The sequence below is a fragment of the Nocardia donostiensis genome (genome assembly GCF_002081715.1).
GTDB lineage: Bacteria > Actinomycetota > Actinomycetes > Mycobacteriales > Mycobacteriaceae > Nocardia > Nocardia donostiensis.
This window is the reverse complement of the sequence record NZ_MUKP01000005.1, coordinates 120,770-146,037: the sequence shown is the minus strand read 5'-3', so window position 1 is coordinate 146,037 and position 25,268 is coordinate 120,770. Positions and strand designations below refer to the sequence as shown.

General features: G+C 67.1%; 25 protein-coding genes. 15 read left to right on the top strand and 10 right to left on the bottom strand.

Features of this window, described 5'->3' with window-relative positions; translation table 11 throughout:
* Window positions 1-26 precede the first annotated feature (26 nt).
* From B0T44_RS05245 to recX, 5 genes are all read left to right on the top strand, one after another.
* Window positions 27-488, top strand: coding sequence for a VOC family protein (locus B0T44_RS05245; RefSeq protein ID WP_077117979.1), 462 nt, complete (start codon window positions 27-29; stop codon window positions 486-488).
* 19 nt (window positions 489-507) lie between these two features.
* Window positions 508-1,395, top strand: coding sequence for a pyridoxamine 5'-phosphate oxidase family protein (locus B0T44_RS05240; RefSeq protein ID WP_077117977.1), 888 nt, complete (start codon window positions 508-510; stop codon window positions 1,393-1,395).
* A 42-nt stretch (window positions 1,396-1,437) separates the two neighbouring features.
* Window positions 1,438-1,887, top strand: a complete 450-nt coding sequence (locus B0T44_RS05235) for a nuclear transport factor 2 family protein (protein ID WP_077117975.1) — start codon at window positions 1,438-1,440, stop codon at window positions 1,885-1,887.
* A 165-nt stretch (window positions 1,888-2,052) separates the two neighbouring features.
* On the top strand, window positions 2,053-3,090 hold the full coding sequence (gene recA / locus B0T44_RS05230; protein WP_077117973.1) for a recombinase RecA: 1,038 nt from the start codon (window positions 2,053-2,055) through the stop codon (window positions 3,088-3,090).
* Between the two features lie 271 nt (window positions 3,091-3,361).
* On the top strand, window positions 3,362-3,958 hold the full coding sequence (gene recX / locus B0T44_RS05225) for a recombination regulator RecX (RefSeq protein ID WP_081511640.1): 597 nt from the start codon (window positions 3,362-3,364) through the stop codon (window positions 3,956-3,958).
* 190 nt (window positions 3,959-4,148) lie between these two features.
* Here the strand turns inward: recX and B0T44_RS05220 are convergent, their stop codons facing one another.
* The 4 genes from B0T44_RS05220 to B0T44_RS05205 form a co-directional block, all read right to left on the bottom strand.
* Window positions 4,149-5,042, bottom strand: coding sequence for an amino acid ABC transporter permease (locus tag B0T44_RS05220; protein ID WP_077117970.1), 894 nt, complete (start codon window positions 5,040-5,042; stop codon window positions 4,149-4,151).
* Window positions 5,039-5,719 carry an amino acid ABC transporter permease gene (locus B0T44_RS05215; RefSeq protein ID WP_077117968.1) on the bottom strand — a complete coding sequence of 227 codons (681 nt, stop codon included), beginning with the start codon at window positions 5,717-5,719 and terminating at the stop codon, window positions 5,039-5,041. The genes B0T44_RS05220 and B0T44_RS05215 overlap by 4 nt, the downstream gene beginning before the upstream one ends.
* A 96-nt stretch (window positions 5,720-5,815) precedes the next feature.
* Entirely contained in the window at window positions 5,816-6,655 is an 840-nt protein-coding gene (locus B0T44_RS05210) for a glutamate ABC transporter substrate-binding protein (RefSeq protein WP_077117966.1), read from the bottom strand.
* Window positions 6,656-6,722: 67 nt separating this feature from the next.
* Entirely contained in the window at window positions 6,723-7,451 is a 729-nt protein-coding gene (locus tag B0T44_RS05205; RefSeq protein ID WP_081511638.1) for an amino acid ABC transporter ATP-binding protein, read from the bottom strand.
* A 380-nt stretch (window positions 7,452-7,831) separates the two neighbouring features.
* On the opposite strand from B0T44_RS05205, the gene miaB reads away from it, so the two are divergent.
* Window positions 7,832-9,391 carry a tRNA (N6-isopentenyl adenosine(37)-C2)-methylthiotransferase MiaB gene (miaB, locus tag B0T44_RS05200; RefSeq protein WP_077117962.1) on the top strand — a complete coding sequence of 520 codons (1,560 nt, stop codon included), beginning with the start codon at window positions 7,832-7,834 and terminating at the stop codon, window positions 9,389-9,391.
* A gap of 215 nt (window positions 9,392-9,606) precedes the next feature.
* Window positions 9,607-10,182, top strand: a complete 576-nt coding sequence (locus B0T44_RS05195) for an Rv2732c family membrane protein (RefSeq protein WP_077118147.1) — start codon at window positions 9,607-9,609, stop codon at window positions 10,180-10,182.
* A gap of 48 nt (window positions 10,183-10,230) precedes the next feature.
* Here the strand turns inward: B0T44_RS05195 and B0T44_RS05190 are convergent, their stop codons facing one another.
* Window positions 10,231-11,631, bottom strand: a complete 1,401-nt coding sequence (locus tag B0T44_RS05190) for a DUF349 domain-containing protein (RefSeq protein ID WP_077117960.1) — start codon at window positions 11,629-11,631, stop codon at window positions 10,231-10,233.
* A 262-nt stretch (window positions 11,632-11,893) separates the two neighbouring features.
* Here B0T44_RS05190 and B0T44_RS05185 point away from each other — a divergent pair, with 262 nt between their 5' ends.
* From B0T44_RS05185 to B0T44_RS05155, 7 genes are all read left to right on the top strand, one after another.
* Window positions 11,894-12,697 carry a class III extradiol ring-cleavage dioxygenase family protein gene (locus B0T44_RS05185; protein WP_077117958.1) on the top strand — a complete coding sequence of 268 codons (804 nt, stop codon included), beginning with the start codon at window positions 11,894-11,896 and terminating at the stop codon, window positions 12,695-12,697.
* An 8-nt stretch (window positions 12,698-12,705) separates the two neighbouring features.
* Entirely contained in the window at window positions 12,706-13,656 is a 951-nt protein-coding gene (gene miaA, locus B0T44_RS05180) for a tRNA (adenosine(37)-N6)-dimethylallyltransferase MiaA (protein ID WP_139347877.1), read from the top strand.
* Window positions 13,653-14,486: a TrmH family RNA methyltransferase gene (locus B0T44_RS05175; protein ID WP_077117956.1), complete on the top strand. Its 834-nt coding sequence runs from the start codon at window positions 13,653-13,655 to the stop codon at window positions 14,484-14,486. The genes miaA and B0T44_RS05175 overlap by 4 nt, the downstream gene beginning before the upstream one ends.
* Before the next feature lie 41 nt (window positions 14,487-14,527).
* Window positions 14,528-15,409, top strand: a complete 882-nt coding sequence (dapF, locus tag B0T44_RS05170) for a diaminopimelate epimerase (RefSeq protein WP_077118143.1) — start codon at window positions 14,528-14,530, stop codon at window positions 15,407-15,409.
* Between the two features lie 85 nt (window positions 15,410-15,494).
* Window positions 15,495-17,036, top strand: coding sequence for a GTPase HflX (hflX, locus tag B0T44_RS05165; protein ID WP_081511618.1), 1,542 nt, complete (start codon window positions 15,495-15,497; stop codon window positions 17,034-17,036).
* A gap of 103 nt (window positions 17,037-17,139) precedes the next feature.
* Window positions 17,140-18,042 carry a lysophospholipid acyltransferase family protein gene (locus B0T44_RS05160; protein ID WP_081511616.1) on the top strand — a complete coding sequence of 301 codons (903 nt, stop codon included), beginning with the start codon at window positions 17,140-17,142 and terminating at the stop codon, window positions 18,040-18,042.
* Window positions 18,043-18,236: 194 nt separating this feature from the next.
* Window positions 18,237-19,382, top strand: coding sequence for an acyl-CoA dehydrogenase family protein (locus tag B0T44_RS05155; RefSeq protein WP_077117954.1), 1,146 nt, complete (start codon window positions 18,237-18,239; stop codon window positions 19,380-19,382).
* An 86-nt stretch (window positions 19,383-19,468) separates the two neighbouring features.
* Here the strand turns inward: B0T44_RS05155 and B0T44_RS05150 are convergent, their stop codons facing one another.
* From B0T44_RS05150 to B0T44_RS05130, 5 genes are all read right to left on the bottom strand, one after another.
* Complete coding sequence (locus B0T44_RS05150) at window positions 19,469-19,954, bottom strand: DUF4383 domain-containing protein (protein ID WP_077117952.1); 486 nt, start codon at window positions 19,952-19,954, stop codon at window positions 19,469-19,471.
* Between the two features lie 222 nt (window positions 19,955-20,176).
* A complete protein-coding gene (locus tag B0T44_RS05145; protein ID WP_245839500.1) occupies window positions 20,177-20,614 on the bottom strand; it encodes a hypothetical protein in 438 nt (145 codons plus the stop codon).
* A gap of 143 nt (window positions 20,615-20,757) precedes the next feature.
* Window positions 20,758-22,128: an alanine/glycine:cation symporter family protein gene (locus tag B0T44_RS05140; RefSeq protein ID WP_438269010.1), complete on the bottom strand. Its 1,371-nt coding sequence runs from the start codon at window positions 22,126-22,128 to the stop codon at window positions 20,758-20,760.
* Window positions 22,129-22,323: 195 nt separating this feature from the next.
* Window positions 22,324-23,415, bottom strand: coding sequence for an NAD(P)H-dependent amine dehydrogenase family protein (locus B0T44_RS05135; RefSeq protein WP_077118134.1), 1,092 nt, complete (start codon window positions 23,413-23,415; stop codon window positions 22,324-22,326).
* Between the two features lie 10 nt (window positions 23,416-23,425).
* Window positions 23,426-24,217: an SDR family oxidoreductase gene (locus B0T44_RS05130; RefSeq protein ID WP_077117948.1), complete on the bottom strand. Its 792-nt coding sequence runs from the start codon at window positions 24,215-24,217 to the stop codon at window positions 23,426-23,428.
* Between the two features lie 135 nt (window positions 24,218-24,352).
* Between B0T44_RS05130 and B0T44_RS05125 the strand changes: the two genes are divergently transcribed.
* Complete coding sequence (locus B0T44_RS05125; RefSeq protein ID WP_077117946.1) at window positions 24,353-25,222, top strand: helix-turn-helix domain-containing protein; 870 nt, start codon at window positions 24,353-24,355, stop codon at window positions 25,220-25,222.
* Window positions 25,223-25,268 lie beyond the last annotated feature (46 nt).

The window sequence follows — 25,268 nt, the reverse complement described above, 5'->3', positions numbered from 1 at the left end:
GTTAGTTCCCTCGAGGAGGATCAACCATGACCGCAGTCGCCGCGCCCCGCCTCGCCACCGGCCATATCGGCCTGAACGTGACCGATCTGGATACCTCAGCGCGCTTCTACCGCGATGTGCTCGGCTTCCAGACACTGGCCACCGGCAGCGAAACGGATCAACGATGGGCATTCCTGGGAAACGACGGTCAACTCGTCATCACGCTGTGGCAGCAGAGCGAAGGGGCGTTCTCCACCGGAACACCCGGCCTGCACCACCTGTCCTTCCACGTCGACACCATCGAACAGGTGCGGTCGATCGAAGCGGTGCTCCGGGAAAGGTCGGTGACCTTCTTCCACGACGGCGTCGTCGCGCACGGTGAAGGCGTCGCCTCCGGCGGCATCTTCTTCGCCGATCCCGACGGCATCCGGCTCGAGATCTACGCGCCCGTCGGCGCCGAATCCGCCCCCGCCCCCAGCGGTGCGGCACCGACCTGCGGATTCTTCTGATCGAACGATGAGCAGTGCGATGAGTCCATACCATCCGGGCGAGCTGGCTGTGCAGGAACGCCTGGGACAAGAGCGGATCGCCGAACGGGTCGGGCGCACCGTCAAAGCCGAGATACCCGCGGTCGCAGCCGATTTCCTGGCCGCGCAGCCGCTGATCGTGGTGGCCGCAGCCGATGCCGGCGGGCGCCCATGGGCGACGCAACTGACCGGGACACCGGGCTTCGTGCAAGCCATCGACCCGCGGACCATCGATATCGATGCGACTCCCGTCGCGGGCGATCCGTTGCACGCGACACTGGACGAGCCCTGCCGCGTGGGGCTCATCGCACTGCAGCCGCAGCGGCGCAGGCGGATGCGGGTCAACGGTCCCGCCCGGCGCGTCGACGGGCTGCTGCGGGTGGCCGTCGACCAGGTCTACTCCAACTGCCCGAAGTACATTTCTCGCCGCGAACTCATGCCAGGCGGCCGACGCCCGGAAACGTCGTCCCCGCGGCACAGCGCCGAACTGGAAGCCCGCCAGCGCGCCGCGATCGAGGCGGCCGATGCCTTCTTCATCGCCAGCGTGGACTCCGACGGCAACGCCGATGCATCCCACCGCGGCGGAAATCCGGGATTCGTGCGGGTCTTGTCTCCGACGCGGCTGTGTTGGCCGGATTATCGCGGCAATTCGATGTTCATGACCCTCGGCAACATCATGGCCGAACCCCGCTGCGGACTGCTGATCCCCGACTGGACCGGCGGCGGCATGCTGCAGCTCACCGGTCGCGCCCGCATCGACTGGGAAACCACGCCCTACGGGGCGGGCGCCCAATGCGGTGTCGACTTCACCGTCGACGAAGTAGTCGAACTCCCCGCGGCGAATCCGCTGCGCTGGAGTGACCCGGAACTTTCCCCTGCCAACCCCTGATACCCGGCCGAACCATCGCGTTCGCCGACGAAAGGAACCGCCATGCGACCGCCCCTGCCCCCGTTCGACGCGGAAACCGCCGCCGCCAAGGTGCGCGCCGCCGAAAACGCCTGGAACACCCGCGACCCGGAACTGGTCGCCGCCGCCTACACCCCGGACTCGGTCTGGCGCAATCGCGACGAATTCTTCACCGGCCGCCCCGCGGTAATCGACTTCCTCACCAGGAAATGGTCGATCGAGAACGGATATGCCCTACGCAAAGAGCTGTGGGCTTATACGGACAACCGGATCGCCGTCCGTTTCCAGTACGAATGGCACGACGACACCGGGCAGTGGTGGCGCAGCTACGGCAACGAACAGTGGGAGTTCGCGCCCGACGGTCTGATGTCCCGGCGCGAGGCCAGCATCAACGACGTCCGTATCGCCGAATCCGAACGCCGCATTTTCGGGGCCCGCGACGAGGCGGACACGACGCCGCTTCCGCAGTGGTAGCGGGACGGTAGCCAGGCTGTGGAACCGGGTCGGCGTGTTGCGGGGGTGCGTCGCTTGACTCGAACACCTGTTCGTATAGGCTTGGCCCCGGAACTTGTCGGTGCCGCCCTCTAATGTGGGCGCCAACCACAGAACGAGACTCACCCGGCGAAAAGGGGATCAGACATGGCACCACAGGCCTACGACCGCGACAAGGCGCTCGAATTGGCGTTGGCTCAGGTCGAGAAGAGCTTCGGTAAGGGCGCGGTGATGCGCCTGGGCGAGGAAGCTCGCCAGCCGGTTTCGGTGATCCCCACCGGTTCCATCGCGCTGGACGTGGCCCTGGGGATCGGTGGTCTGCCGCGCGGTCGAGTCGTCGAGATCTACGGCCCGGAATCCTCCGGTAAGACAACGGTCGCGCTGCACGCCGTCGCCAACGCCCAAGCCGCGGGCGGCGTGGCCGCGTTCATCGACGCCGAGCACGCCCTTGACCCCGACTACGCTCGCAAACTGGGCGTCGACACCGACGCCCTGCTCGTCTCCCAGCCCGACACCGGCGAGCAGGCGCTCGAGATCGCCGATATGCTCGTCCGCTCCGGCGCCATCGACATCATCGTCATCGACTCGGTTGCCGCCCTGGTACCCCGCGCCGAAATCGAAGGCGAAATGGGCGACAGCCACGTCGGCCTGCAGGCCCGCCTGATGAGCCAGGCCCTGCGCAAAATGACCAGCGCCCTGAACAATTCCGGCACCACCGCAATTTTCATCAACCAGTTGCGGGAAAAAATCGGGGTCATGTTCGGGTCCCCTGAGACCACCACCGGTGGTAAAGCGCTGAAGTTCTACGCGTCGGTGCGGTTGGATGTGCGCCGGATCGAAACGTTGAAAGACGGCAGTGATGCGGTGGGTAACCGGACCCGGGTGAAGGTGGTCAAGAACAAGGTATCGCCGCCGTTCAAGCAGGCCGAGTTCGATATTCTCTACGGGCACGGGATTTCCAAGGAGGGCTCGCTCATCGATATGGGCGTCGAGCACGGATTCATCCGCAAATCCGGCTCCTGGTACACCTACGAAGGTGACCAGCTGGGGCAGGGTAAGGAGAATGCCCGCCGGTTCCTGCTGGAGAACGTCGATATCCGCGACGAGATCGAGAAGAAGATCAAGGAAAAGCTCGGCATCGGCGCCGATGTGACCAGCACCGAAGAGGTTCCCGCCGATTTCTGAGCCGGTAGACGACCGGCGCGCGCCTGCTCCACCACAATCCGATGCGGTGGAGGTGGCGCGGCGCCGGTTGGCGGAGATCGTGGCCGCCACAGGACGCGGAGAAGTGCCGGGCGGCCAGGAACGGAATAAGCCGGTCTCTTGGTCGAACGCTCGTCGGCGCCGTGGCGACGAGCCGAACACCTCGCCCGACCAGGCCTGGGCTGTCAGCACCTCGACGAACTCAGATGCGTTGCCGGAGCAACCACCGGACGGCTCGGCATCCGACTGGGAGATGGACGTCGATCGATTCCGCGCTCGACGCGGGAAGACCCGCGCGGTGCGAGCCGACGGCGAACCGGGCGATGCCGATACCGAGCAGGAGCAGGCGGGCGCTGAGAAGCGCGCAGGCACGCCGGAGGGCGGTACGGTAGAGCAGGCCAAGGATGCGTGCCTGCGTCTGCTCGCCGTCCGCGCCCGCAGCCGGTCCGAACTCGCACAGCGGCTGGCAGCCAAGGGGTACGCCGAGGACGTCACCGAACGCGCCCTCGACCGCCTCGCGGAGGTGGGGCTGATCGATGACGCCGCATTCGCCCAACAGTGGGTGCACTCCCGGCACACATATTCCGGTAAAGGCAGACAGGTCCTCGCCCAGGAATTACGCCGCAAGGGCGTCGCCCCCGAAGACGCCGCTCCAGCCCTCGACGCCATCAGCAATGACGACGAGCACGCCCGCGCCACCGAATTGGTGCGCCGCAAACTGCGCAGCATCCCCGCCGACCTCGACCGCGACAAGAAGATCCGCCGCCTGGTCGGCATGCTTGCTCGCCGCGGCTACCCACAGTCCGTCGCCTACAGCGTGGTGAAAACCGAACTCGACAATCCGGACTGAAACTCTCGTCAGGGGAACAGTAGGCGCACGGCCGCGCATCCGGATCTCTGTCCGCGAGCCCGCTGGTCATCACTGTCTCGAGGTCGACAGATCGCCCGGGACCTGGGTACTCATCGGCGCACGGCCCGAGTACGCCGACGACGTGTCGATTCGTCTCGGCTAGCGGTGCAGAGATCCGGAACCGTGAACCTTACCGGCCTTTGGTGATGCCTACTACCGGCGCGGCATCGGTCACCACGGAATCCGCCGCCACCACGGCCGTGCCCTTGCGGCGGGAACGTAACCGCCGTTCCAGCCAGGTCGCTACACCGGACAGTGCCATATTCAACGCGATCATGATGATCGCCACGACGATCAGCACCGGGATCGTGTTGGCTTCCGCCGCACCCAGTTGCAGGCCGTTGCGCACGACTTCCTCGTAGGTGATGACGTAACCGAGCGCGGAGTCCTTCAACGCCACCACCATCTGCGAAATAAGCGCGGGCAGCATGGCGGTGATCGCCTGCGGCAGCAGGATCAACCGCATCAGCTGGCCTTTACGCATCCCCAGCGCGGCCGCGGCCTCGGTCTGGCCAGTAGGCAGAGACAGGATGCCCGCCCGGACGATCTCGGCGATCACCGAGCCGTTGTAGACGGTCAGCGCGGTCACCACCGCCGCCAGCGCAAGGTACTCCGATTCGAACACGTTGTACTCGGAGTAGAGGGCGAACAGGAAGATCATCAGGATCAGCACAGGAATGGCGCGGGCCACCTCGACGATCGCGCCCGCGACCCAGCGCACCGGTCGGTGGTCGGAGAGCCGGGCGACACCGAAGATCATGCCGAGCACCATCGCGAAGACGATGGACAGCGCCGCGGCGACGATCGTTCCGCGCAGACCGGGCAGCAGATACGTCGACCACACGGCGCCGTCGAGGAACGGCTCCCATTTGGCGGCGCCGAACTGGCCTTGCGCGGCGAACTCGACGACGACATAGCCGAGCGCGGCCAGCAACGCCACGCCGGCGAGGATCGAGTAGATGATGTTGCGGATGACGGCCCGGGGGCCGGGTGCGTCGTAGAGGACGGACGCTGTACGAGTCATCGGGCCACCTCGAATCGTGTGGCGATATAGCCGAACAGCAGCCCGGTCGGCAGGGTCAACACGACGAAACCGAGCGCGAATACCGCGCCGATGGACAGCAGCGCCGCCTCGGTGTCGAGCATTTTGGCCATCAGGAACGACGCTTCGGCCACACCGATCGCCGAGGCGACGGTCGAGTTCTTGGTGAGGGCGATCAGCACGCTGCCCAGCGGCGCGATCACCGAACGGAAGGCCTGCGGCAGCACGACGATCCGCAGATTCTGGAAGAACGTCAAACCGAGTGACCGTCCCGCCTCGGATTGGCCGAGCGGCACCGTGTTGATCCCGGCGCGTAGGGATTCGCAGACGAACGCCGCAGTGTAGACGCTCAAACCGGCCACGGCCCAGCGGAAATTGTTCTGCGCCAGCGAGTCCGGCCCTTCGGCGGCCAGGCTCACCCGCAGCGTCGAGTAGAGGCCGAGGGAGCAGAACACCAGGATCAGGGTGAGTGGGGTGTTGCGGAAGATGGTGACATAACCGGCGCCGATCCAGCGGGCTACCGGGATCGGGGAGACGCGCAGCGCGGCTACGACGGTGCCGAGCACCAGGGCGCCGATCGCCGACAGGACGGTCAGCTCGATGGTGACCCGGAACGCATCGAGCAGTTGAGTGTTGTACTCGGAGATCAAATCGAACACGGTGGACGCACCTTTCGAACAGTGGTGCAGTGGGCGGACTCGGTGATCGTCTGCCGTGCGGTGCCCGCCTGGACGGCCACTGCACGGCACAGCGGATCAGTACCGGTCGACCTTCGGCGCTTCCGGTGTCTGGTAGTTCGCGGCGCGGCCGACCGAGTCCTGGAACGCCTTGTTCCAGACGCCTTCGGCGATCATCTCCTCGATCGCGTCATTGATGCGGTCGCGGGATTCCTGATCACCTCTCATCAGGCCGATACCGTAGTTTTCGGTGGTGAACCGCTCGCCGACGACCTTGTAGCGGCCTGGCGACTGGGAGGCGTAGCCGGCGAGGATGATGTCGTCGGTGGTCACCGCGTCGACAGCGCCGCTGTTGAGCCCTTCCAGGCACAGCGAGTAGGTGTCGTAGGTCTGCAACTGGGTGTCGGGGTAGTTCTTCTCGATGTTCTGGGCGGGTGTGGAGCCCTTCACCGAGCAGACGGTTTTGCCCGCGATGCTGCCGGGTCCGGTGATGTCGGTGTTGCCGGCCTTGACGAGCAGGCTTTGGCCTGCGACATAGTAGGGACCCGCGAAGTCGATCTTCTCTTTACGCTGGTCGGTGATCGAGTAGGTAGCGACGATGAAGTCGACCTGTCCGTTTTCGATCAGCGTTTCGCGTTGCGCGGAGGGCGCTTCTTTGAAGGTGATACCGTCGGGCGCTACCCCGAGTTTGCCCGCCACATATTTCGCGACCTCGACGTCGAACCCGCTGTAGGTGCCGTCGGTGTTGCGTTGGCCGAGGCCGGGTTGGTCGAATTTGATGCCGATGGTGAGCTTGCCTTCTTCAGCGTGTTCGAGTGTGGTCTTGTCGTCTCCGCTGCCGCAGGCCGCGGTGGTGGCTGCGATCAAGGCCAGGGCGATAGCCCCGACTCCTAGGCGTAGCGCGCGGTTGATCCTCATCGTGTTCCTTCCCTCATCATTTCCGGTATGTGCCGGCGGGCACGGGCCAGTGGACAGTGGCCAGTGGTCAGTGGCTGAGGATTTTGCCGAGGAAGTCCTTGGCTCGATCCGATGCCGGTGCTGTGAAGAATGTGTTCGGATCGGTGTCTTCGATCACCTGGCCGTCGGCCATGAACAGCACCCGGTCACCTGCCTGGCGGGCGAAACCCATTTCGTGGGTGACCACCAGCATGGTCATCCCCTCTGTGGCCAGCGAGACCATGACGTCGAGTACTTCGGTGACCATTTCCGGGTCCAGCGCCGAGGTCGGCTCGTCGAACAGCATCACTTTCGGGTTCATGGCCAGCGCGCGGGCGATGGCCACGCGCTGCTGCTGGCCGCCGGAGAGCTGGGCCGGGTATTTGTTCGCCTGGTCGGCGATGCCGACACGGTCGAGTAGTTCCATGGCGCGGGTCCGTGCCTTGTCCTTGGTGAGCTTGCGGACTTTCACCGGCGCGAGCATCACATTGTCGAGGATCGTTTTGTGCGCGAACAGGTTGAATGATTGGAACACCATGCCGACATCGGCGCGCAGCGCGGCGAGGGCGCGTCCTTCGGCGGGTAGGGGCACTCCGTCGACACTGATTTCGCCGCGATCGATCGGCTCCAGCCGGTTGATGGTGCGGCACAGTGTCGATTTACCGGAGCCGGACGGTCCGAGCACGATCACCACCTGACCACGCGGCACATCGAGGTCGATATCGCGCAATACGTGCAGGGCGCCGAAATGTTTGTTCACATTGCGCATCCGGATCATCGGCGGCGCACTCACGGGGCCGGTAGCGTCGCTGGTGTCGGTGGCGTCGGTCATAGTGGAAAACCTTAAGGGTAAATCAGGGAATTACCCTGCTTTCTGCGGACACATCCGGTTGTCGCGCCGGGATTACACGGATTTGTAACCCGATGGTCGGTTCCCGTTGGCAATGAGAGGGCAGCTGTCGGATCGGGCGGCCGATTCCCGGTTCACAACGGCCACTCCCGACGGAGGAGATCGCCGGAGAGGTGGGTGCGCGGATCGCCTCGGTCGCAACGGCCTACCTGGGCCCGGTCGCAACGGTCCGCCTGGGCACGGTCACCGGGGCCCGCCTGGGCAGATGCGCCCGAAACCGGTTCGACGACGGGCCGTAGTCTGGACGGGTGGATTCGATCGGACAGGTAGTAGCACGCTCCACCCCGTCGGCGGACGAGGCCCGAGCGCGTAGTTACGAGGTCCGCACCTTCGGCTGCCAGATGAACGTGCACGATTCCGAACGCTTGTCCGGCCTGCTCGAAGACGCGGGCTACGTCAAGGCGGGCCCCGGCTCGACCGCGGACCTGGTGGTGTTCAACACCTGCGCGGTGCGGGAGAACGCCGACAACAAGCTCTACGGCACCCTCGGTCATCTCGCGCCGATCAAGGCGGCGCGGCCCGGTATGCAGATCGCGGTCGGCGGCTGTCTGGCGCAGAAGGACCGCGAGACGGTGGTGCGCAAGGCACCGTGGGTGGATGTGGTGTTCGGCACCCACAACATCGGTGCGCTGCCGGTACTGCTGGAGCGTGCCCGCCACAACGATGCCGCCCAGGTCGAGATCCTGGAATCGTTGGAAGCGTTTCCCTCCACGCTGCCCGCCAAGCGGGAGTCGGCCTACGCGGGATGGGTGTCGATCTCGGTGGGCTGTAACAACACCTGCACCTTCTGTATCGTGCCGTCGCTGCGCGGTAAGGAGGTGGACCGCAGGCCGGGCGATGTGCTGGCCGAGGTGCAGGCGCTGGTCGATCAGGGCGTGCTCGAGGTGACTCTGCTCGGGCAGAACGTGAACTCCTACGGCGCATCCTTCGCCGATCCGACACAGCCGCGGGACCGGGGCGCGTTCGCGAAACTGCTGCGCGCGTGCGGCTCGATCGAGGGCCTGGAGCGGGTGCGCTTCACCTCGCCGCATCCGGCCGAGTTCACCGACGACGTGATCGAGGTGATGGCGCAGACCCCGAACGTGTGCCCGCAGCTGCATATGCCGCTGCAGTCGGGTTCGGACCGGGTGCTCAAGGCGATGCGCCGCTCCTACCGGCAGGCCCGCTACCTGGGCATCATCGAAAAGGTGCGGGCCGCGATGCCGCATGCCGCGATCACCACCGACATCATCGTGGGCTTCCCAGGGGAAACCGAAGAGGATTTCCAACAGACCCTGGACGTGGTGCGCCAGGCCCGGTTCACCAGCGCATTCACCTTCCAGTACTCCAAGCGCCCCGGTACTCCGGCCGCGGATATGCCCGACCAGCTACCCAAGCAGGTGGTACAGGAGCGTTACGACCGGCTGATCGCCGTGCAGGAGGAGATCTCCCTCGAGGCCAACCGTGCACTGATCGGCAGCGAGGTCGAGCTGCTCGTCGCCGACGGGGCAGGTAAGAAGAACGCCGCGACCGCGCGGATGAGCGGCCGCGCCCGCGACGGCAGGCTGGTGCATTTCCGCCCGGCGGGCACGGCCGAGCCGATCCGTCCCGGTGATGTGGTGACCGTGGACGTCACCGGTGCGGCACCGCATCATCTGATCGCCGACGCGCCGATCCGCACCCACCGCCGCACCCGCGCCGGGGACGCGCACGAACGCGGTATCACACCCAAGACCGCGCCGATCGGTGTCGGGCTCGGGTTGCCGAGCATCGGCGCCCCCGCGGTGGTACCGACCGCCGCGGGTTGCACTACCGGGTGTGGGTCATGACCGACCCGGCGGACCGAGACGACGACACCACACCGACCGGCTCCGCGGAGCCAGGATCCACCGAGCCGCTGACCGGGAGAACCGGTTCCGGAAGAACACCCCGGCCCGACCCGGGAACAGAGCGGGCAGCAGGCGCTGCCTCTCGTGCCGACGACTCCCCTGGCGGCGGACCCGAGGCATCCGCCAACGATTCAACCGAAGGAAACGAGGATTCCGTGAACTCGGTCGAGACCGACTTCGAACAGTTCCGCGACGATCTGGATGCGGTGGAGCGCCGGATCGCGGGGGAGATCGACCCGGGTATGCGGGCGATGGTCGTCGCGGTCGCGGTGTTCGCGCTGCTGGCTTCGCTGGTGCTGTCGCATGCGGGCAGCGCTCGCGGGTTCGATGTGCTGCTCAACTCCGATGCCGCGGCTCTCGAGCACATCGGGTTGCCGTCGCGGATCTTCGTGTGGTTCGTTGCGGTGTTCGGAATCGGTTTTTCGCTGCTGGCGTTGATGACGCGGCGCTGGGTGCTGGCCTGGATCGCCGTAGCGGGTACGGCCATCGCCAGTGCCTTCGGCGTGTTCTCCATCTGGCATCGGCAGACGCCGGGTCTGGGCAACTACATCGGCGCGGGCCCCGGTATCGGCTTGATCATCGGTACGATCGCCGCGATCGTGCTCACCTTCCACTGGGTGAAGGTGGTGTGGAGTCGCACCGCGTTGCAGCTCGCTGCCGAGCAGGAGCGGCGGATGGCCGCGGCCGCGGAGGAAGAACGGGATCGCAAACGTCTCACCGGCGAGGAGTGATGTCCCGCCGGACCGCTCTACTCGGCCGGGCCCGTGCGGCCGGGTTTCTCAACGGTTGCTGACCGCTCCTTCGGCCGCTTCAGCCCATTCCCGCCACTGTTTCGCCTGTTCCCGGGCTTTCTCCGCGTCACGAGTCTTCCCGGCGGCGGCTGCCTTGGCGGCTTGCTCCTCGAACTGGGCGACCCGTTCCCGGAACTGTGCGGCGCGGGCAACCGCTTCCGGGTCGGTGCGCCGCCACTGGGCGTCGGCAGCTTCGCGGACCTGCTTTTCGATGGCGCGCAGTCTGCCTTCCAGCTCCTGCATGCGGTCGCGCGGCACCTTGCCGATGGCGTCCCAGCGTTCCTGCAGGTCGCGCAGTGCGGCGCGGGCGGCGTCGAGGTCGGTGGCGGGATCGATGTAGGGGGCGTAGGTCTGTAGTAGTTCTTCCTTGTCGGCGGCGTTCTGCTCGAATTCGGCGTCACGTTCGGAGGCCGCGGTGTTGCGTGCGGCGAAGAACACGTCCTGGGCGCTCTTGAACCGGCGCCACAGCGCCTCGTCGGCTTCTCGTGGGGCGCGGCCCGCGCTCTTCCATTCGGTGAGCAGGTCGCGGAACACTGCCGCCGTACCCACCCAATCGGTGGAATCGGACAGCTCCTCGGCTTGCGCGCACAGCTCTTCCTTGCGGGCCTTGGCGGCTGCACGTTCCCGGTCGAGTTCGGCGAAGTGCGCGCCGCGGCGCCGGTTGAACGCTTCCCGCGCCTTGGAGTATCGCCGCCACAGCGCGTCGTCGACCTTACGGTCGACTCCCTTGATGGATTTCCATTCCTCGAGGATTTCGCGCAGCCGGTCGCCCGCAGCTTTCCACTGGGTCGATTCGGCGGCGATCTGCTCGGCTTCGGCCGCGAGCGCTTCCTTGCGTTCGGTGTGCTCGTGGCGGGTGCGTTCCTTCTCCTCCTTGGCGTGTGCAGCCGCCTCTTCGGAATGTTCGGCGATGGCCTGCAGTCGCCTGGCGAGACCGTCGATATCGCCGATGACGGCGGCCGTCGGCAGCGATTCGGCGAGTGCGTTCGCGGCGGCCTTGGTCTTGCGGGCATCGGCTCCGGCCGCCAGGCGTGCTTCCAGCAGCGCGACCTCGGTGGCCAGATCGTCGAAACGGCGACCGAAATGAGCCAGCCCTTCAGCGGCGTCACCGGCCTGCCAGGACCCGACGACGCGTTCGCCGTCGGCGGTTTTGACCCAGGCGGTGCCGTCCTCGTCGACACGTCCCCACGCGCTGGGATCGGTGACAGTGGGGACGACGACCGGGTGCGGATGCTGGGATGCGGGACCGGGCGCCGGTTTGACCGCATGCGGTTTGGGGTGCGCCGACGTGCCGGGTTTGGGGCGGGTCGAGGCGCCAGGTTTGGGTGCTCCGGACGGTCGCGGGGTGCTGCCGGGGCCGGGTTTGGCGGTTCCGTTGCTGTCGGTCATTGCTCCTCGTCCCTGCCGCGCGTCACGGCTGCCTGGTTACGCCCTAGCTCATCCCATTCAACCCGGTCCGTGGCTTGGAAACCACATCCCCGCGGACCCCGACCCGCGATGACCGGGTGGAACATCTCGCACACTAGCAATTGTGGCCGCGTTTCCGGCAGAGACACTCGAAGCCGCAGAATGCGCCCGCGCGGCTTAGGGAACAGGCTATGCCTGGCCGCGCCCATCCGGGCGAGTGGCGCGAGCCGCTACGGTTGATCCCGTGTTCTGTCTTGCGGCCCTGATCCCATCGCCGCCGATCCTGGTGCCCGAGTTGTGCGGTGATAGCGCTTCGGAGCGGCCCTGCACCGCACGAACGCAGCAGGATGAGCAGGTCGCCGAACTCCGTACCGCAGCCGTCACCGCGGGCCGGGCGCTGGCGGCGGAGACGATGCGCTGGACGGTGGTCGGTGTCGCTGCGGCCGACCAGCGGCTGGGGCCGGAGGTCGTGGGCACCTTCCGCGGCTATGGGGTCGACTACCTGGTGGCCCTGTCCGGCAGTGCTGGAAACGGTGCCGAGGGCCCTGTGACGGTGGCCGATCCCCGGTTACCGCTGCCCGCGCTGATCGGAGCGTGGTTGCGTGGGGAAACAGCCCAGGGAGCCGAGGCCGAGGCCTGGTTGATCGCCGCGGAAGCTTCGACGGATCGGTGTGCTGAGCTGGGGGCGAAACTACGGGCGGAACTGGAATCCGACGACGAACCGCGCGGTGTGCTCGTTGTCGCCGACGGGGCTGCCACTTTGTCCACTTCCGCGCCCGGTTACTTCGATCCGCGGGCGGAGGATGTGCAGGGCAGGTTGGATCGTGCGCTGGCCGATGGCGATCGTGCGGCATTGCTGGAGCTGGAGCCGGACCTGTGCGCCGAACTCGCGCTGTCGGGCCGCGCCGCCTATCAGATGCTGGCAGGATTGTTCGCCGCCGATCCGGACGACCCGGTGATCGATACCGTGTACCAGGGGGCACCGTTCGGTGTCGGCTACCAGGTGGGGCTGTGGCGGCCGGGAGCCCAGGGAGGCGACCGGAGGTGAGCGGGGAGGTGATCACCCCGATCGCGGTGGTCGGACCCACCGCCACGGGGAAATCCGATCTGGCGTTGGACCTGGCCGAGCGACTGCACGGCGAGATCGTCAATATCGACGCGATGCAGCTGTATCGCGGTATGGACATCGGTACCGCGAAGTTGGCGCCGCAGCTGCGGCGCGGCATCCCGCATCACCAGCTCGACGTCCTGGACGTCACGGAGACCGCGTCGGTCGCCGCGTATCAGACTGCGGCCGCGGCGGATGTCGAGGCCATCGTCGCCAGGGGGCATACGCCGATCATCGTCGGGGGCTCGATGATGTACGTGCAGGCTCTGCTGGATCAGTGGGAGTTCCCGGCGACCGATCCGCAGGTGCGGGCCAAGTGGGAGGCGTTGCTCGCCGAGGAGGGGGTGGCGGCTGTGCACGCTGCGTTGCGCCGCGCGGACCCGGCCGCCGCGGCAACGATCCTGCCCACCGACGGCCGCCGGATGGTGCGCGCGCTCGAGGTCGTCGAATTGACCGGCCGGCCGTTCGCGGCATCGGCGCCGGTGATCGGTGCTCCCCGTTGGGGGACGACCATCATCGGTGTCGACCGCGACACCGCCGAGTTGGATGCCCGGATCGAGCAACGCACTGCGGTCATGTTCGACCACGGCCTCGTCGACGAGGTTCGCGCGCTGATCAGCGAGGGCCTGCGGGCGGGGCAGACAGCGCGCCGGGCGATCGGTTACGCACACGTCCTCTCCTATCTGGACAACGAATACGACCTGAACCAGGCGCGGGAACGCACATTCATCGGCACCCGCCGCTATGTCCGGCGGCAACGGTCGTGGTTTCGCCGCGACCGCCGGGTGCGCTGGGTGAACGGCGCCGATCCCGAATTGGTCGCCACCACCACGGCGCTGCTGGATGCGGCGGCACGCGACCGCGTCGACAACGCAGCAGAGGAACGGACCAGGCAGTGACCCGACGAGTGAGCACCCGCAACGCTTCGGTGCAGGTGTGGCAGGCCTATCTGAACAACCGCACCAAACGGCACCGTGACGGCCGTTTCCTGGTACAGGGGGTGCGGCCGATCACCCAGGCCGTCATCAACGACTGGCCGTTGGAGGCGCTGCTGTACCGGCTCGGCGGTCCCGAACTGTCGGGGTGGGCGCGGGAACTGCTCGACACCTGTGCAGTGCCGCTGGTGGGGCTGGTGCCGGAACTGATGGCCGAGCTGGGGGAGAAGAGCGGCGGCGCCCCGGAACTGGTGGCCGTCGCCGTCACCCGCAACGACGACCTGGACACCTATGAACCAGGGGAACCGGGTGAGGCGCCGGTGATCGTGGTGTTCGACCGGCCCAATTCGCCGGGCAATCTGGGCACGTTGATCCGGTCGGCGGATGCGTTCGGCGCGTCCGCGGTGATCGTCACCGGACACGGCGCCGACCAGTACGACCCGCAGGCTGTGCGGGCTTCCACCGGCTCACTGTTCGCCGTACCGGTGTTCCGTGTGGCCGGGCCTGCCCAGGTGTGTCGACTGCGCGACCGGCAGATCAGTCGCGGTATCCCCACTCGCATCATCGGTACCGACGAGCACGGCAGCCGCGCCATCTACGACCACGACCTGACCGAGGCGACAATCCTGGTGGTCGGCAACGAGACCAGCGGGATGAGCGCGGCCTGGCAGCAGGCCTGTGACGACACCGTGCGCATCCCGATGGGTGGCACCGCGAGTTCGCTCGGCGCGCCGTCGGCGGCCGCGGTGGGGTTGTACGAAATTTCCAGGCAACGCCGGACGTTCGCCAGATGACCACCAGAACCAGGAGAAGCGACGACGTGAGCGTGACCGGCATCGAGTTCACCAAGGGGCACGGCACCCAGAACGATTTCGTGGTGCTGCCCGACCCCGACGCGCAGCTGGAGCTGACCGCCGAACGGGTCGCGGCGCTGTGTGACCGCCGCCGGGGCCTGGGTGCCGACGGGGTGCTGCGGGTGGCGCGGGCGGATGCGTTGCAGCGGTCGGGGGTGCTCACCGACCTGCCGCCGGGCGTGGCAGGCGAGGACTGGTTCATGGACTACCGCAATGCCGACGGTTCGATCGCGGAGATGTGCGGTAACGGGGTTCGGGTGTTCGCGCACTATCTCGCGGTGGCGGGTATGCAGACCGGCGACCGGTACTCCGTCGGCAGCCGGGCAGGTGCCCGTCCGATCACTGTGCACGCTGCGGATGCGGTGCACGGGGATATCACGGTCGATATGGGGCCGGTTCGGGTGTTGGGTGAAGCCACGGCAACCATCGCGGGCCGCGCGTATCGCGGGATCGGTGTCGATGTCGGCAACCCGCATCTGGCCTGTGTCGATCCGGCCCTGTCGGCCGATGCGCTCGGCGCGATCGATTTGGCCGTCGCGCCCGGCTACGACCCGGGTTTCTTCCCCAACGGTGTGAACATCGAGATTCTCACTGCCGTCGACCCCGCGCGCGCGGTTGATATGCGGGTTTACGAACGTGGCGTGGGAGAGACCAGGTCGTGCGGCACCGGAACGGTCGCGGCCGCGACCGCGGCGCTGGCCGCGGAGGGTTTCGCGATCGGGACCGATCGCGGCGAGGTGATGGTGCGGGTACCGGGCGGTGAGGTGCGGGCGGGGTTGGATGTCGGCCGAGGTTGGTTGCGCGGGCCGTCGCAACTGGTCGCCTCCGGCCGGATCGCCGACCGGTGGTGGTTCCAGCAGTGAGCGCGGACCGCGGGAATATCACATGCGCTGCCCTGGGGTTTCGTGGCAGCATGGATGGTGTATGAGGAATTCTGAATCTGTAGATATGAGCGGACGGTCCGCGGGTTCGGCCGACGGGTCGTTCGAGGTGTTCGACGACCTCGAGGACGTCACCGACGCGGACGGTTACGCCATCGGGGGGATCGATATCGGCCCCCGCGATGAGGCGCGCGGCTGGTCCGCTGCCCCCACGACCGGTGAGCTGCAGCTCGAGGATCGCAGCGCGTTGCGCCGCGTCGCCGGGTTGTCCACCGAACTCACCGATATCACCGAGGTCGAATATCGCCAGCTGCGCCTGGAACGGGTCGTGCTGGTCGGGGTGTGGACCGAGGGCAGTGCCGCGAGTGCCGAGGCCAGTATGGCCGAGCTGGCGCGGCTGGCCGAAACCGCGGGTTCGGAGGTGCTGGAGGCGCTCATCCAGCGCCGTGAGCGGCCCGATCCGGCCACCTATATCGGTTCAGGTAAAGCCGACGAGCTGCGTGCGGTGGTGCTGGCCAGCGGCGCGGACACGGTGATCTGCGATGGTGAACTGACTCCGGCGCAGCTGACCGCGCTGGAAAAGGTCGTCAAGGTGAAGGTTGTCGACCGCACCGCGCTGATCCTGGACATCTTCGCCCAGCACGCCACCTCCCGGGAGGGTAAGGCGCAGGTCGCGCTCGCCCAGATGGAGTACATGCTGCCGCGGCTGCGTGGCTGGGGTGAATCGATGTCCCGGCAGGCCGGTGGCCGGGCGGGCAGTAACGGTGGTGTGGGTCTGCGTGGCCCCGGTGAGACCAAGATCGAAACCGACCGGCGTCGCATCCGTGAGCGGATGGCAAAGCTGCGCCGCGAGATCCGCGAGATGAAGACCGCGCGGGACACGATGCGTTCGCGCCGTACGTCCAGCGGTATCCCGTCGGTGGCGATCGTCGGCTACACCAACGCCGGTAAATCCAGCCTGATGAACGCGCTGACCGGCTCCGGTGTGCTGGTGCAGGACGCGTTGTTCGCCACACTGGACCCCACCACGCGGCGCGCTCAGCTCGACGACGGTCGCGAGGTCGTGTTCACCGATACCGTCGGTTTCGTGCGGCATCTGCCGACCCAGCTGGTCGAGGCGTTCCGGTCCACGTTGGAAGAGGTCACCGGCGCCGATCTGCTGCTGCATGTGGTCGACGGTTCTGATTCGCTGCCCGCCGAGCAGATCAAGGCGGTCCGTGAGGTGATCACCGATGTGATCCGGGAGTCGGGTGCACCTGCCCCGCCGGAGTTGCTGGCGGTCAACAAGATCGACGCCATGGAACCGGTTGAGCTTGCCAACCTGCGCGCGCAGCTACCGGATGCGGTGTTCGTCTCCGCGCACAAAGATATCGGAATCGAGGAGCTACGCGGCCGGATCGCCGAGGTGCTCGGCGGTCTCGACGTCGAAGTCAGTGTGCTGCTGCCGTACACTCGCGGGGATCTGCTCGCCCGTATCCACGCCGACGGCCGGATCGACAGCACCAGCCATGAGGAGGGCGGGACCAGAGTCCATGCCCGGGTGCCGCAGGCGCTGGCGGCGGCGTTGTCGGAGTACGCCTACGCGGGAACGGCGCCCGCCGCCTCGTAGCCCCCGCACGGCTCGCAGCCGGGCGACCTGCCGATGTCCGTATCCGGTGCGACGCAAGCGGTTTCGTTGCGATATCGTCATCGAATCGACATCAGGAGGGTTCATGTCGCTCGGCCTCGGTCCAGCCGATTCCGGTGCTCGTCGCAACGGCGAGATCGCGTCCCGCGTCCCCGTTCTCACCGACGGCGCGCCGCTGACGGTGTCGCTGAGCGACGCCGATCTGTGGGTGCTCGACGCCATGCTGGCACCGATACGCACCTGGGCCAGTCCCCGGTACTACGGCCTGGAGAACATTCCGGCCGAAGGCCCGGTGCTGCTCGTCGGAAACCACAATCTGCTCGGCGGTTTCGATGCGCCCCTGCTGCTGCCCGAGGTGCTGCGCCGCCGCGGCAGGTTGATCCGCGGTCTTGCCGAACATGTGCTCATCGGCGCGCCGGGGGTGCGCCACCTGCTGCAGTACTACGGTGCGGTGCGCGGCACCAGGGCGAATTGCCGGGCCCTGCTCGAGGCAGGCGAAGCGGTGATCGTGTTCCCCGGCGGTGGTCGAGAGGCGGTGCGCCGCAAGGGTGAGAAATACCAGCTGCGCTGGGAGGGCCGCACCGGGTTCGCGCGGATGGCGATCGAAACGGGTGCCCCGATCGTGCCGGTCGCGATGATCGGCATCGACGACGCCTACGACATCCTCGTCGACGGCGACCATCTGGCGCTGCGTCCGCTGCGCTGGCTCGTCGAAGCCCTCGGTATCAACGCCGAACTCACCCCGCCGTTGCTCAAAGGCATCGGCCCCACCTGGATCCCACGGCCGGAACGTTTCTACTTCTCTGCCGGCGCGCCCATCGACCCGGCGCCGTGGCGCGACGCCACCGATCTGGACGAGGCCGCCGTCCAGCTCGGCGCGGTCGTCCGCAAGTCGCTACAGGAGGAGTTGACATTCCTGTTCGCCGAACGGGAAGGCGATACCGGGCGCACTCTGGCGGGGCGGGTACGCGACATGCTGCCTTTCTGATCGAGCCGCGCAGCGGCGCCCGCTCTTTCTCCCGCAGCCCAGGCGTGAATGGCCGCAGGTGTAGGCCATGGGCACGCTATAGGTGGTGATGCACGGCATTTCGGGTGCAAAGTAAACACCGGTTCTCATTCCGGGTACGGTGGTGACAATGCGGGCCGGTGTGGAACGGCCCGTGTAGTCATTAGGAGGTTGGTGTGGAGCGCACACTGTTCGAGCCCGAGCACGATCTGTTCCGGGAGTCCTTCCGTAAATTTCTCGACACACACGTCGCGCCGAACCACGAGCAGTGGGCCGAGCAGGGTGTCGTCGACCGTGCTGCCTGGATCGAGGCAGGTAAGCAGGGATTCCTCGGTATGGCCGTGCCGGAGGAATACGGCGGCGGTGGGGTGAAGGACTTCCGCTACAACGCGGTTATCGCCGAAGAGTGTGTGAACGGGCTGTATTCGGGTCTCGGCTTCACGCTGCACAACGACGTCGTCGCCCCGTATCTGCTTGACCTGACCAACGAGGAGCAGAAGAAGCGCTGGCTACCCGGCTTCTGTTCCGGTGAGACCATCACCGCCATCGCGATGACCGAACCGGGCACCGGTTCGGATCTGCAGGGCATCAAGACGCGCGCGGTCCGCGATGGCGACGACTGGGTGCTCAACGGCGCCAAGACCTTCATCACCAACGGCATCAACGCCGATCTCGTCATCGTCGTCGCCCAGACCGACCCCGACAAGGGCGCCATGGGCTTCAGCCTGCTCGTTGTCGAGCGCGGTATGCCCGGCTTCGAACGGGGCCGCAACCTGGACAAGATCGGTCTCAAAGCGCAGGACACGGCCGAGCTCAGCTTCACCGACGTCCGGGTGCCCGCCGCGAACCTGCTCGGCCAGGAAGGCATGGGCTTCATCCACCTCATGCAGAATCTGCCGCAGGAACGACTGTCGATCGCGGCCGTGGCGGCCGCGGCGATGGAATCCACGCTGCAGAGAACCATCCAGTACGTCCGCGACCGCAAGGCGTTCGGCAAGCCGATCGGCGCGCAGCAGAACACCCGGTTCGTGCTGGCCGAGCTGGCCACCAAGACCACCGCGGTGCGCGTTTTCGTCGATAAGTGCATCGAGGACCTGAACGCGGGCAAGCTGAGCGTCGAAGATGCCGCGATGGCCAAATGGTGGAGCACCGAGGAGCAGGTCGAGCTGATCAACCGCTGCCTGCAACTGCACGGCGGCTACGGCTACATGCAGGAATACCCGATCGCCCAGGCCTACCTGGATGCTCGCGTGCAGACGATCTACGGCGGCACCACCGAGATCATGAAGGAAATCATCGGGCGCAGCCTCAAACTGTCCTGACTCAACGAACGTCCGCGCAAGCCTCCGCATTCATGCGGAGGTAAGCGCCTCTGGTAGTTCTGAACCGTTGCCGCGGTCCGCGCAAATTACTCGATGATCCCGGTCTGCCTGCCTCCACCGGGAGGCGTGATCCCGGATACTCGGGGCAGAGCCGCCCCCAGCGCGATCATCCCGACCCCGAGGCCGAAGTGCAGCCAGTTGTCGGCGGTGTCCAAGGGCAGGAAATTGGCGTCGCTGCCGAAATCGATGAGCAGCCCGTACAGCCACAGCACCAGGTAGATCGCGCCGCCACCGATCAGGAAGGCGCGGGCGGCGCCCGGGGTGCGTCCGGCGATCAGTCCGACGATGCCGAACAGCAGGTGCACAAGGTTGTGCAGGATGGACACGTTGAACAGGCCGAGCAGTTGCGCCTCGGAGTGATGGCCTGCCCATTCGAGCGAGTCGTAGTCGGTGGTGATACCGGGGATGAAGCCGAGGACTCCCACCAGCAGGAAAACCGCCCCGACCGCCATAGCGGCGAGCTGCAGCGGGGAGCGGGGTGTTGTTGCGGCAGTGGTGTCGTAGCGTGACATCGCGGTTGACCTTTCGGTTCGGCAGGTTCGCCGGCCGTGCGGGGATCCACGCTGCCGATCGCATGCCGGCGTCTTATGGTCGAGAAACGAATGCCCAGGTAGGCGCACGGCAAACCAGAGGAAGAGCGCACCGCTTCCCCGGCTGCGGCGACGCCCGCCGGTCCTAGCTCCACAACCACCCGGCCCACGCATCGCCGAGGGTGATCGGGCGAGCGTGCTGCGCTACTCCGGGGGTTCGGCCTCCCGGATCTCGTCCGCCACCGAACCGCCCGCGATATCGGCGTCGATACCCAGATCCCGCTCGTATTCGTGCGGCGGGTTGATCACGTCCTCGCCACCGACGGTCATCGCATCGGATTCGGCCGGACCCGGCTCGTCCGGCGGGTCGGCGACCGTATCGGGTTGTTCTTCGTCGAGACGGTCGTCCATGGGGCGCGGCGTGCGCTCCTCACGCGGGGTCATACCGTATTGGTCGACACCGGACCAGTGCTCAGGCGGGTCCATACCCTCCTCGAGCGGGTCCGAACGCAGTTCGTCCTCGTCGAGGTCCTCGGACGCGCTCAGACCGGCTGCGTCGGTCTCGGCCGCGTCCGGCGCGCCCGTGTCCTGCGGCGGATCCCAGGTGTCGTTCGTTTCGCTCATCTCGCTCATCTCACTCATCACTGCCTCCTGTGTCCTGCGGGAGTTTCTCGCACCCCGTCGGCGCAATGAGCGCTGCGCGATTGTGTCTCACCGCGCCTCCTTCCGCACGCCGGTTTCCCGGCGCCACGCCCACCAAACGTGGGCGGGCGGTGCGGCGCAGGTCAGTGCACCCGTACTTCGTCGGATTGTTTGCCGTCGAAGTAGGCCTTCGTCTCCCGGTAGACCAGCGGGGACAAGATGACCAGGCCGATCAGGTTCGGCAGTGCCATCAGGCCGTTGGCCACATCGGAGAACGTCCACACCGTCGACAGCTCCCGTGTCGCGCCGAGATAGACGACCACGATGAACACGATCCGGTACGGCAGCACCAGCTTGCGGCCGAACAGGTACTCGATGCAGCGGTCGCCGTAGTAGGACCAGCCGAGCACGGTGGAGAACGCGAAGAAGATCACGCTCACCGTCACGATGACGCTGCCCCAGGTGCCGGGCAGTGCCTGGGCGAACGCGTCCGCGGTGAATGTCGCCGGGGAACTGTCGGACTTCCAGACCCCGGTCACCACGATGGTGAGGCCGGTGAAACTCACCACGACCAGCGTGTCGATGAAGGTCTGGGTCATCGAGACGAGGGCTTGGCGCACCGGGTGTGTGGTCTGGGCGGCCGCGGCGGCGATACCACCGGTGCCGAGCCCGGATTCGTTGGAGAAGATGCCGCGCGCGACACCGTAGCGGATGGCGGCCGCGACACCGGCACCGACGAAACCGCCCGTGGCAGCGGTGCCGGTGAACGCGTCGGTGACGATGAGCCCGATCGCGGCGGGCAGTTCGGTGACGTTGAAGGCCAGCACCGCGGCCGCGCCGACGATATAGAGGATGATCATGACCGGCACGAAGAGGCTGGTGACGCGGCCGATGTTCTTGATACCGCCGAGGATGACCGCTGCGGCCAGACCGGTGATGATCAGGCCGGTGACCCAGGTGGGCAGACCCCACTCGGATTCCACGTTGGCGGCGACCGTGTTGGCCTGGGTCATATTGCCGATGCCGAACGAGGCGAAAACACCGGCCACCGCGAAGAACCCGCCGAGGAACACGCCGAACGGACCTTTGATGCCTTCCCGCAGATAGTGCATCGGCCCGCCGGCCTGCTCACCGGCAGCGTCGGTACGCCGGAACCGGACACCAAGGAACGCCTCGCTGTATTTGGTGGCCATCCCCACCAGGCCGGTGCACCACATCCAGAACACCGCGCCCGGGCCGCCGAGTGCGATCGCCGTCGCCACACCGGCGATATTGCCGACACCGACGGTGGCGGCCAGCGCGGTCGACAACGCCTGATAGTGCGAGATGTCCCCGGCCCCGTCGGGCTCGCGGCGTTTGACGAAGGCGAGCCAGAGCGCGGTCCCGAGTTTGCGGATCTGCAGACCGCGCAGCAGCACCGTCAGGTACAGGCCGGTCAGCAGAAGCAGGGGAATGAGCAGCCAGGGGCCCCAGATGAAGCCACTGGCGCTGTTGAGGAGCTCGTCCACGTCCAATACCGCCTGTCGTGCAGGACTCCGGGCGCAGGCACCCGAGTCGCGAGGTCGCGGCCGCCACGTTCACGCAGTCGCGTGCCAGGAATTCAACCATTTCCCTCGAGACCCGGAGATATCGATGTGCCCGGACAATGCTTCCTGGGCGGCGATCTTTGCTCATGGGCCGACGGGCGGCCGGTGCGACGATACTCCTGTTCAGTTCGGACTCGGGGCGGGCGGGTCGGCGCGACCGATGCCGGTCACCAACGGCAGATCCAGGGTGGTGCGGATACCTGGTTCGGCCGCCACCACGGCCGGAATAGCGTTCACCAACCGCATCGCGGTGGCGACCAGGTTGGCATGGTTGTGGTCGCCGTGGTCGCTCGACGAGCTCAGGTCGAGCACGTAATGCGGTTCCCCGGTGACCTCCACCCGGTAGGAGCCGCCTGCTCGGGCCGGTTGTGGCCACTCGGGCGCGAGGTCGGCGCGCAGGCGAGTGATGTGCTCGAGCACGGTCACAGCCCGGTCGCCGACCATGCCGCACACCTCGAACCGGAGCCCAGCCGCGGTGCCTGCCCGGATATGCCCGGAGGCGATATCGAAATCCTGCGGCGCGGGAATCCGTTCGACGGTCTGAGTGACCGAGTCGAGGGTGATCCCGAGCCCGGCCGCCAGTTGGCGGACCACGCTGCCCCAGGCCAGGGTCAGCACCCCGGGCTGCAGCAGGATCGGCGTCTCGTCGAGGGGCTTGCCGAAACCCATGATGTCGAACATGACGGCGGCGTTGTCGTAGGTGGCGTAATCGACGATTTCCAGACAGCGCACCTGGTCGACCCGCTGACAAGTGCCCAGTAGCGCCATCGGCAGCAGATCGTTGGCGAAACCCGGGTCGATCCCGTTGACGAACAGCGATGAACCGCCCTGGGCCGCAGCCTGTTCCACGGGTGCGAGCAGTTCGGCAGGCAGCACGTCCCACGGGTACTGCAGGAACACCGGCGCGCTGGCGACCACGTTGATTCCGGCCGCGAGGATGGTGCGCAGATCCTCCAGCGCGTCGGTGAGCCGGTTGTCGGTCATGGCCGTGTACACGACGCAGTCGGGTCGCAGGCCCAGCAGCGCGTCGGTGTCGGTGGTCGCGGTGATCCCCGTGCGGATGTCGAGTCCGGCCAGTTCGCCCGCATCACGGCCCGCCTTGTCCGCCCCTGACACCCGCACCCCGGCGAGTTCGAGCCGCCGATCGGTGAGAATGCCGGTCAGCGCATGCCTGCCCACATTGCCGGTGCCCCAGTGCACTACGCGATAGGTCATGATCATCTCCTCACAGATCCGGGATCGGGATCTCGAGATTCGGTGCGATGAGACCGCCATCGACCTCGAGCACTTTGCCGGTCAGGTAGCTGCCCGCGTCCGAGGCGAGGAACAGTGCGGTGGCGGCGATATCGGCCGGGTCGCCCAGCCGCCGCAGCGGCGTGGCCTGCTCGAGCGCCGTGCGCATCTCGTCGTTGGCGGCAACCATTTCCAGTGCCGAGGCGAGGATCGCGCCGGGAGCGATCCCGTTGACCCGGATACGCGGGCACAGGTCAGCGGCGGCGAGCCGCGTGTAGTGGGCGAGTGCAGCTTTCGCGGTGCCGTAGGCGGCGAAAGCGCGACCGGGCAGGCGGCCCATCGCCGAGGTGATGTTGATGATCGAGCCGCCGCCCGCCGTGTCGAGGATCTGCGGAACCGCGGCCCTGATCAATGCGTGCGCGGTGGCGACGTTGAACGAGAACGCGCTCTCCAACTCCGCGGGTGTGGTGTCCAGCAACGGTTTCGGCAGGGCGCCGCCGACATTGTTCACCACGATGTCCAGCCGGCCGAACTGCGACACCGCCGCGCCGGCGAGCGCTGCGGCCGCGTCGGCGTCGGCCAGGTCGGCGACCACGATATGGGCGCGCCGCCCCGCTGCCGTCACCTGTTCGGCCACCGCGCGCAGGTCCTGTTCCGTTCGGGCGGCGACGACCACATCGGCACCCGCTTGGGCGAATCCGGTGGCGACGGCGGCTCCCAGGCCGCGCCCCGCTCCGGTCACGACCGCCACCCGGCCGTCGATCCGGAACCGATCGAGAAGCATAGGTCCTCCTGACCTCGGGCAATATAGGGTTGTCGAGTATTCGACTAATCTACGACGAATAGTCGATGCAGTGTAGGGCCTGGGCAAGCGGCCTTCAAGGGTTCGTTCGTGCCGGTTTCGTCGAGGGAGAGGGATATGCCGAAGTCGTGGTCGCCACCGACGCGGCGGGTGATCACGGTGGTCGAGATGCTTGCCGGATCCCCACGGGCGCTGAGTGTTTCCGAGATCGCGGCGGCGTCGTCGCTGGCCCGAGCGACGGTGACCGCCGTGCTCAACGAATTGCACGACGCGGGCTGGGTCGAGCGGGATCATTCGTTGCGCTACCGGCTCGGGCCTGCACTGGCGCGTCTGGCTGCCGATCCGGCACGTCCTGGCGCGGCCGTGCGGACCGAGCTGGCAGCGGTGGCCGAGGCGGCCGAATGCGGTGCCACGCTCAGCCGGATCTCCGGGGGCCGCTTGACAGTGATCGCCAAACACTATGCGGGGGAGCGGATCGTGCCGGGGTTGGCCGTCGGGCAGTCCGTTCCGCTGTCCTACCCAGCGGGGGCGGCTGTCATGCCGTGGCGATCGGATCGCGAACGCGCAGCGTGGCTGGCCACGGCTTGGCATGCCCACGGAGCTCCTGACCTGCTGCGATTCGTCGCGGACAGCGGTTTCGCCATGTTCCGTCCCGACGCCGACGACGCCGGTCTGGTGGATGTCCTCGCCGATCTGCTCACCGCGCTCGGCGCCGAACTGCTGCAGCCCGAGATGCGGGCCAGGGCATTGCGACAGCTGGTCCGCCTCACCGCGCGGCCGTACAGCGCTGCGGAACTGGCCGTCGAATCCGAACTCCCCGTCAGCTATGTCTCCGCGCCCGTATTCACCGGCTCCGAGGCCCCGTACGAGGTTCAGCTGGGGCCGTTGCGCAGCGCGGTCGGCCCGGCGGAAAGGGGCCGCTACATCGAGACGATCCGGACAGGGGCCCGAGCGATATCTGTGGCGCTGCAGGCGGAAGAGGAGTAGTGGCCGCAGCCGACGGGTAGATGCGCCTCGGACGCTCGCCTCCAGA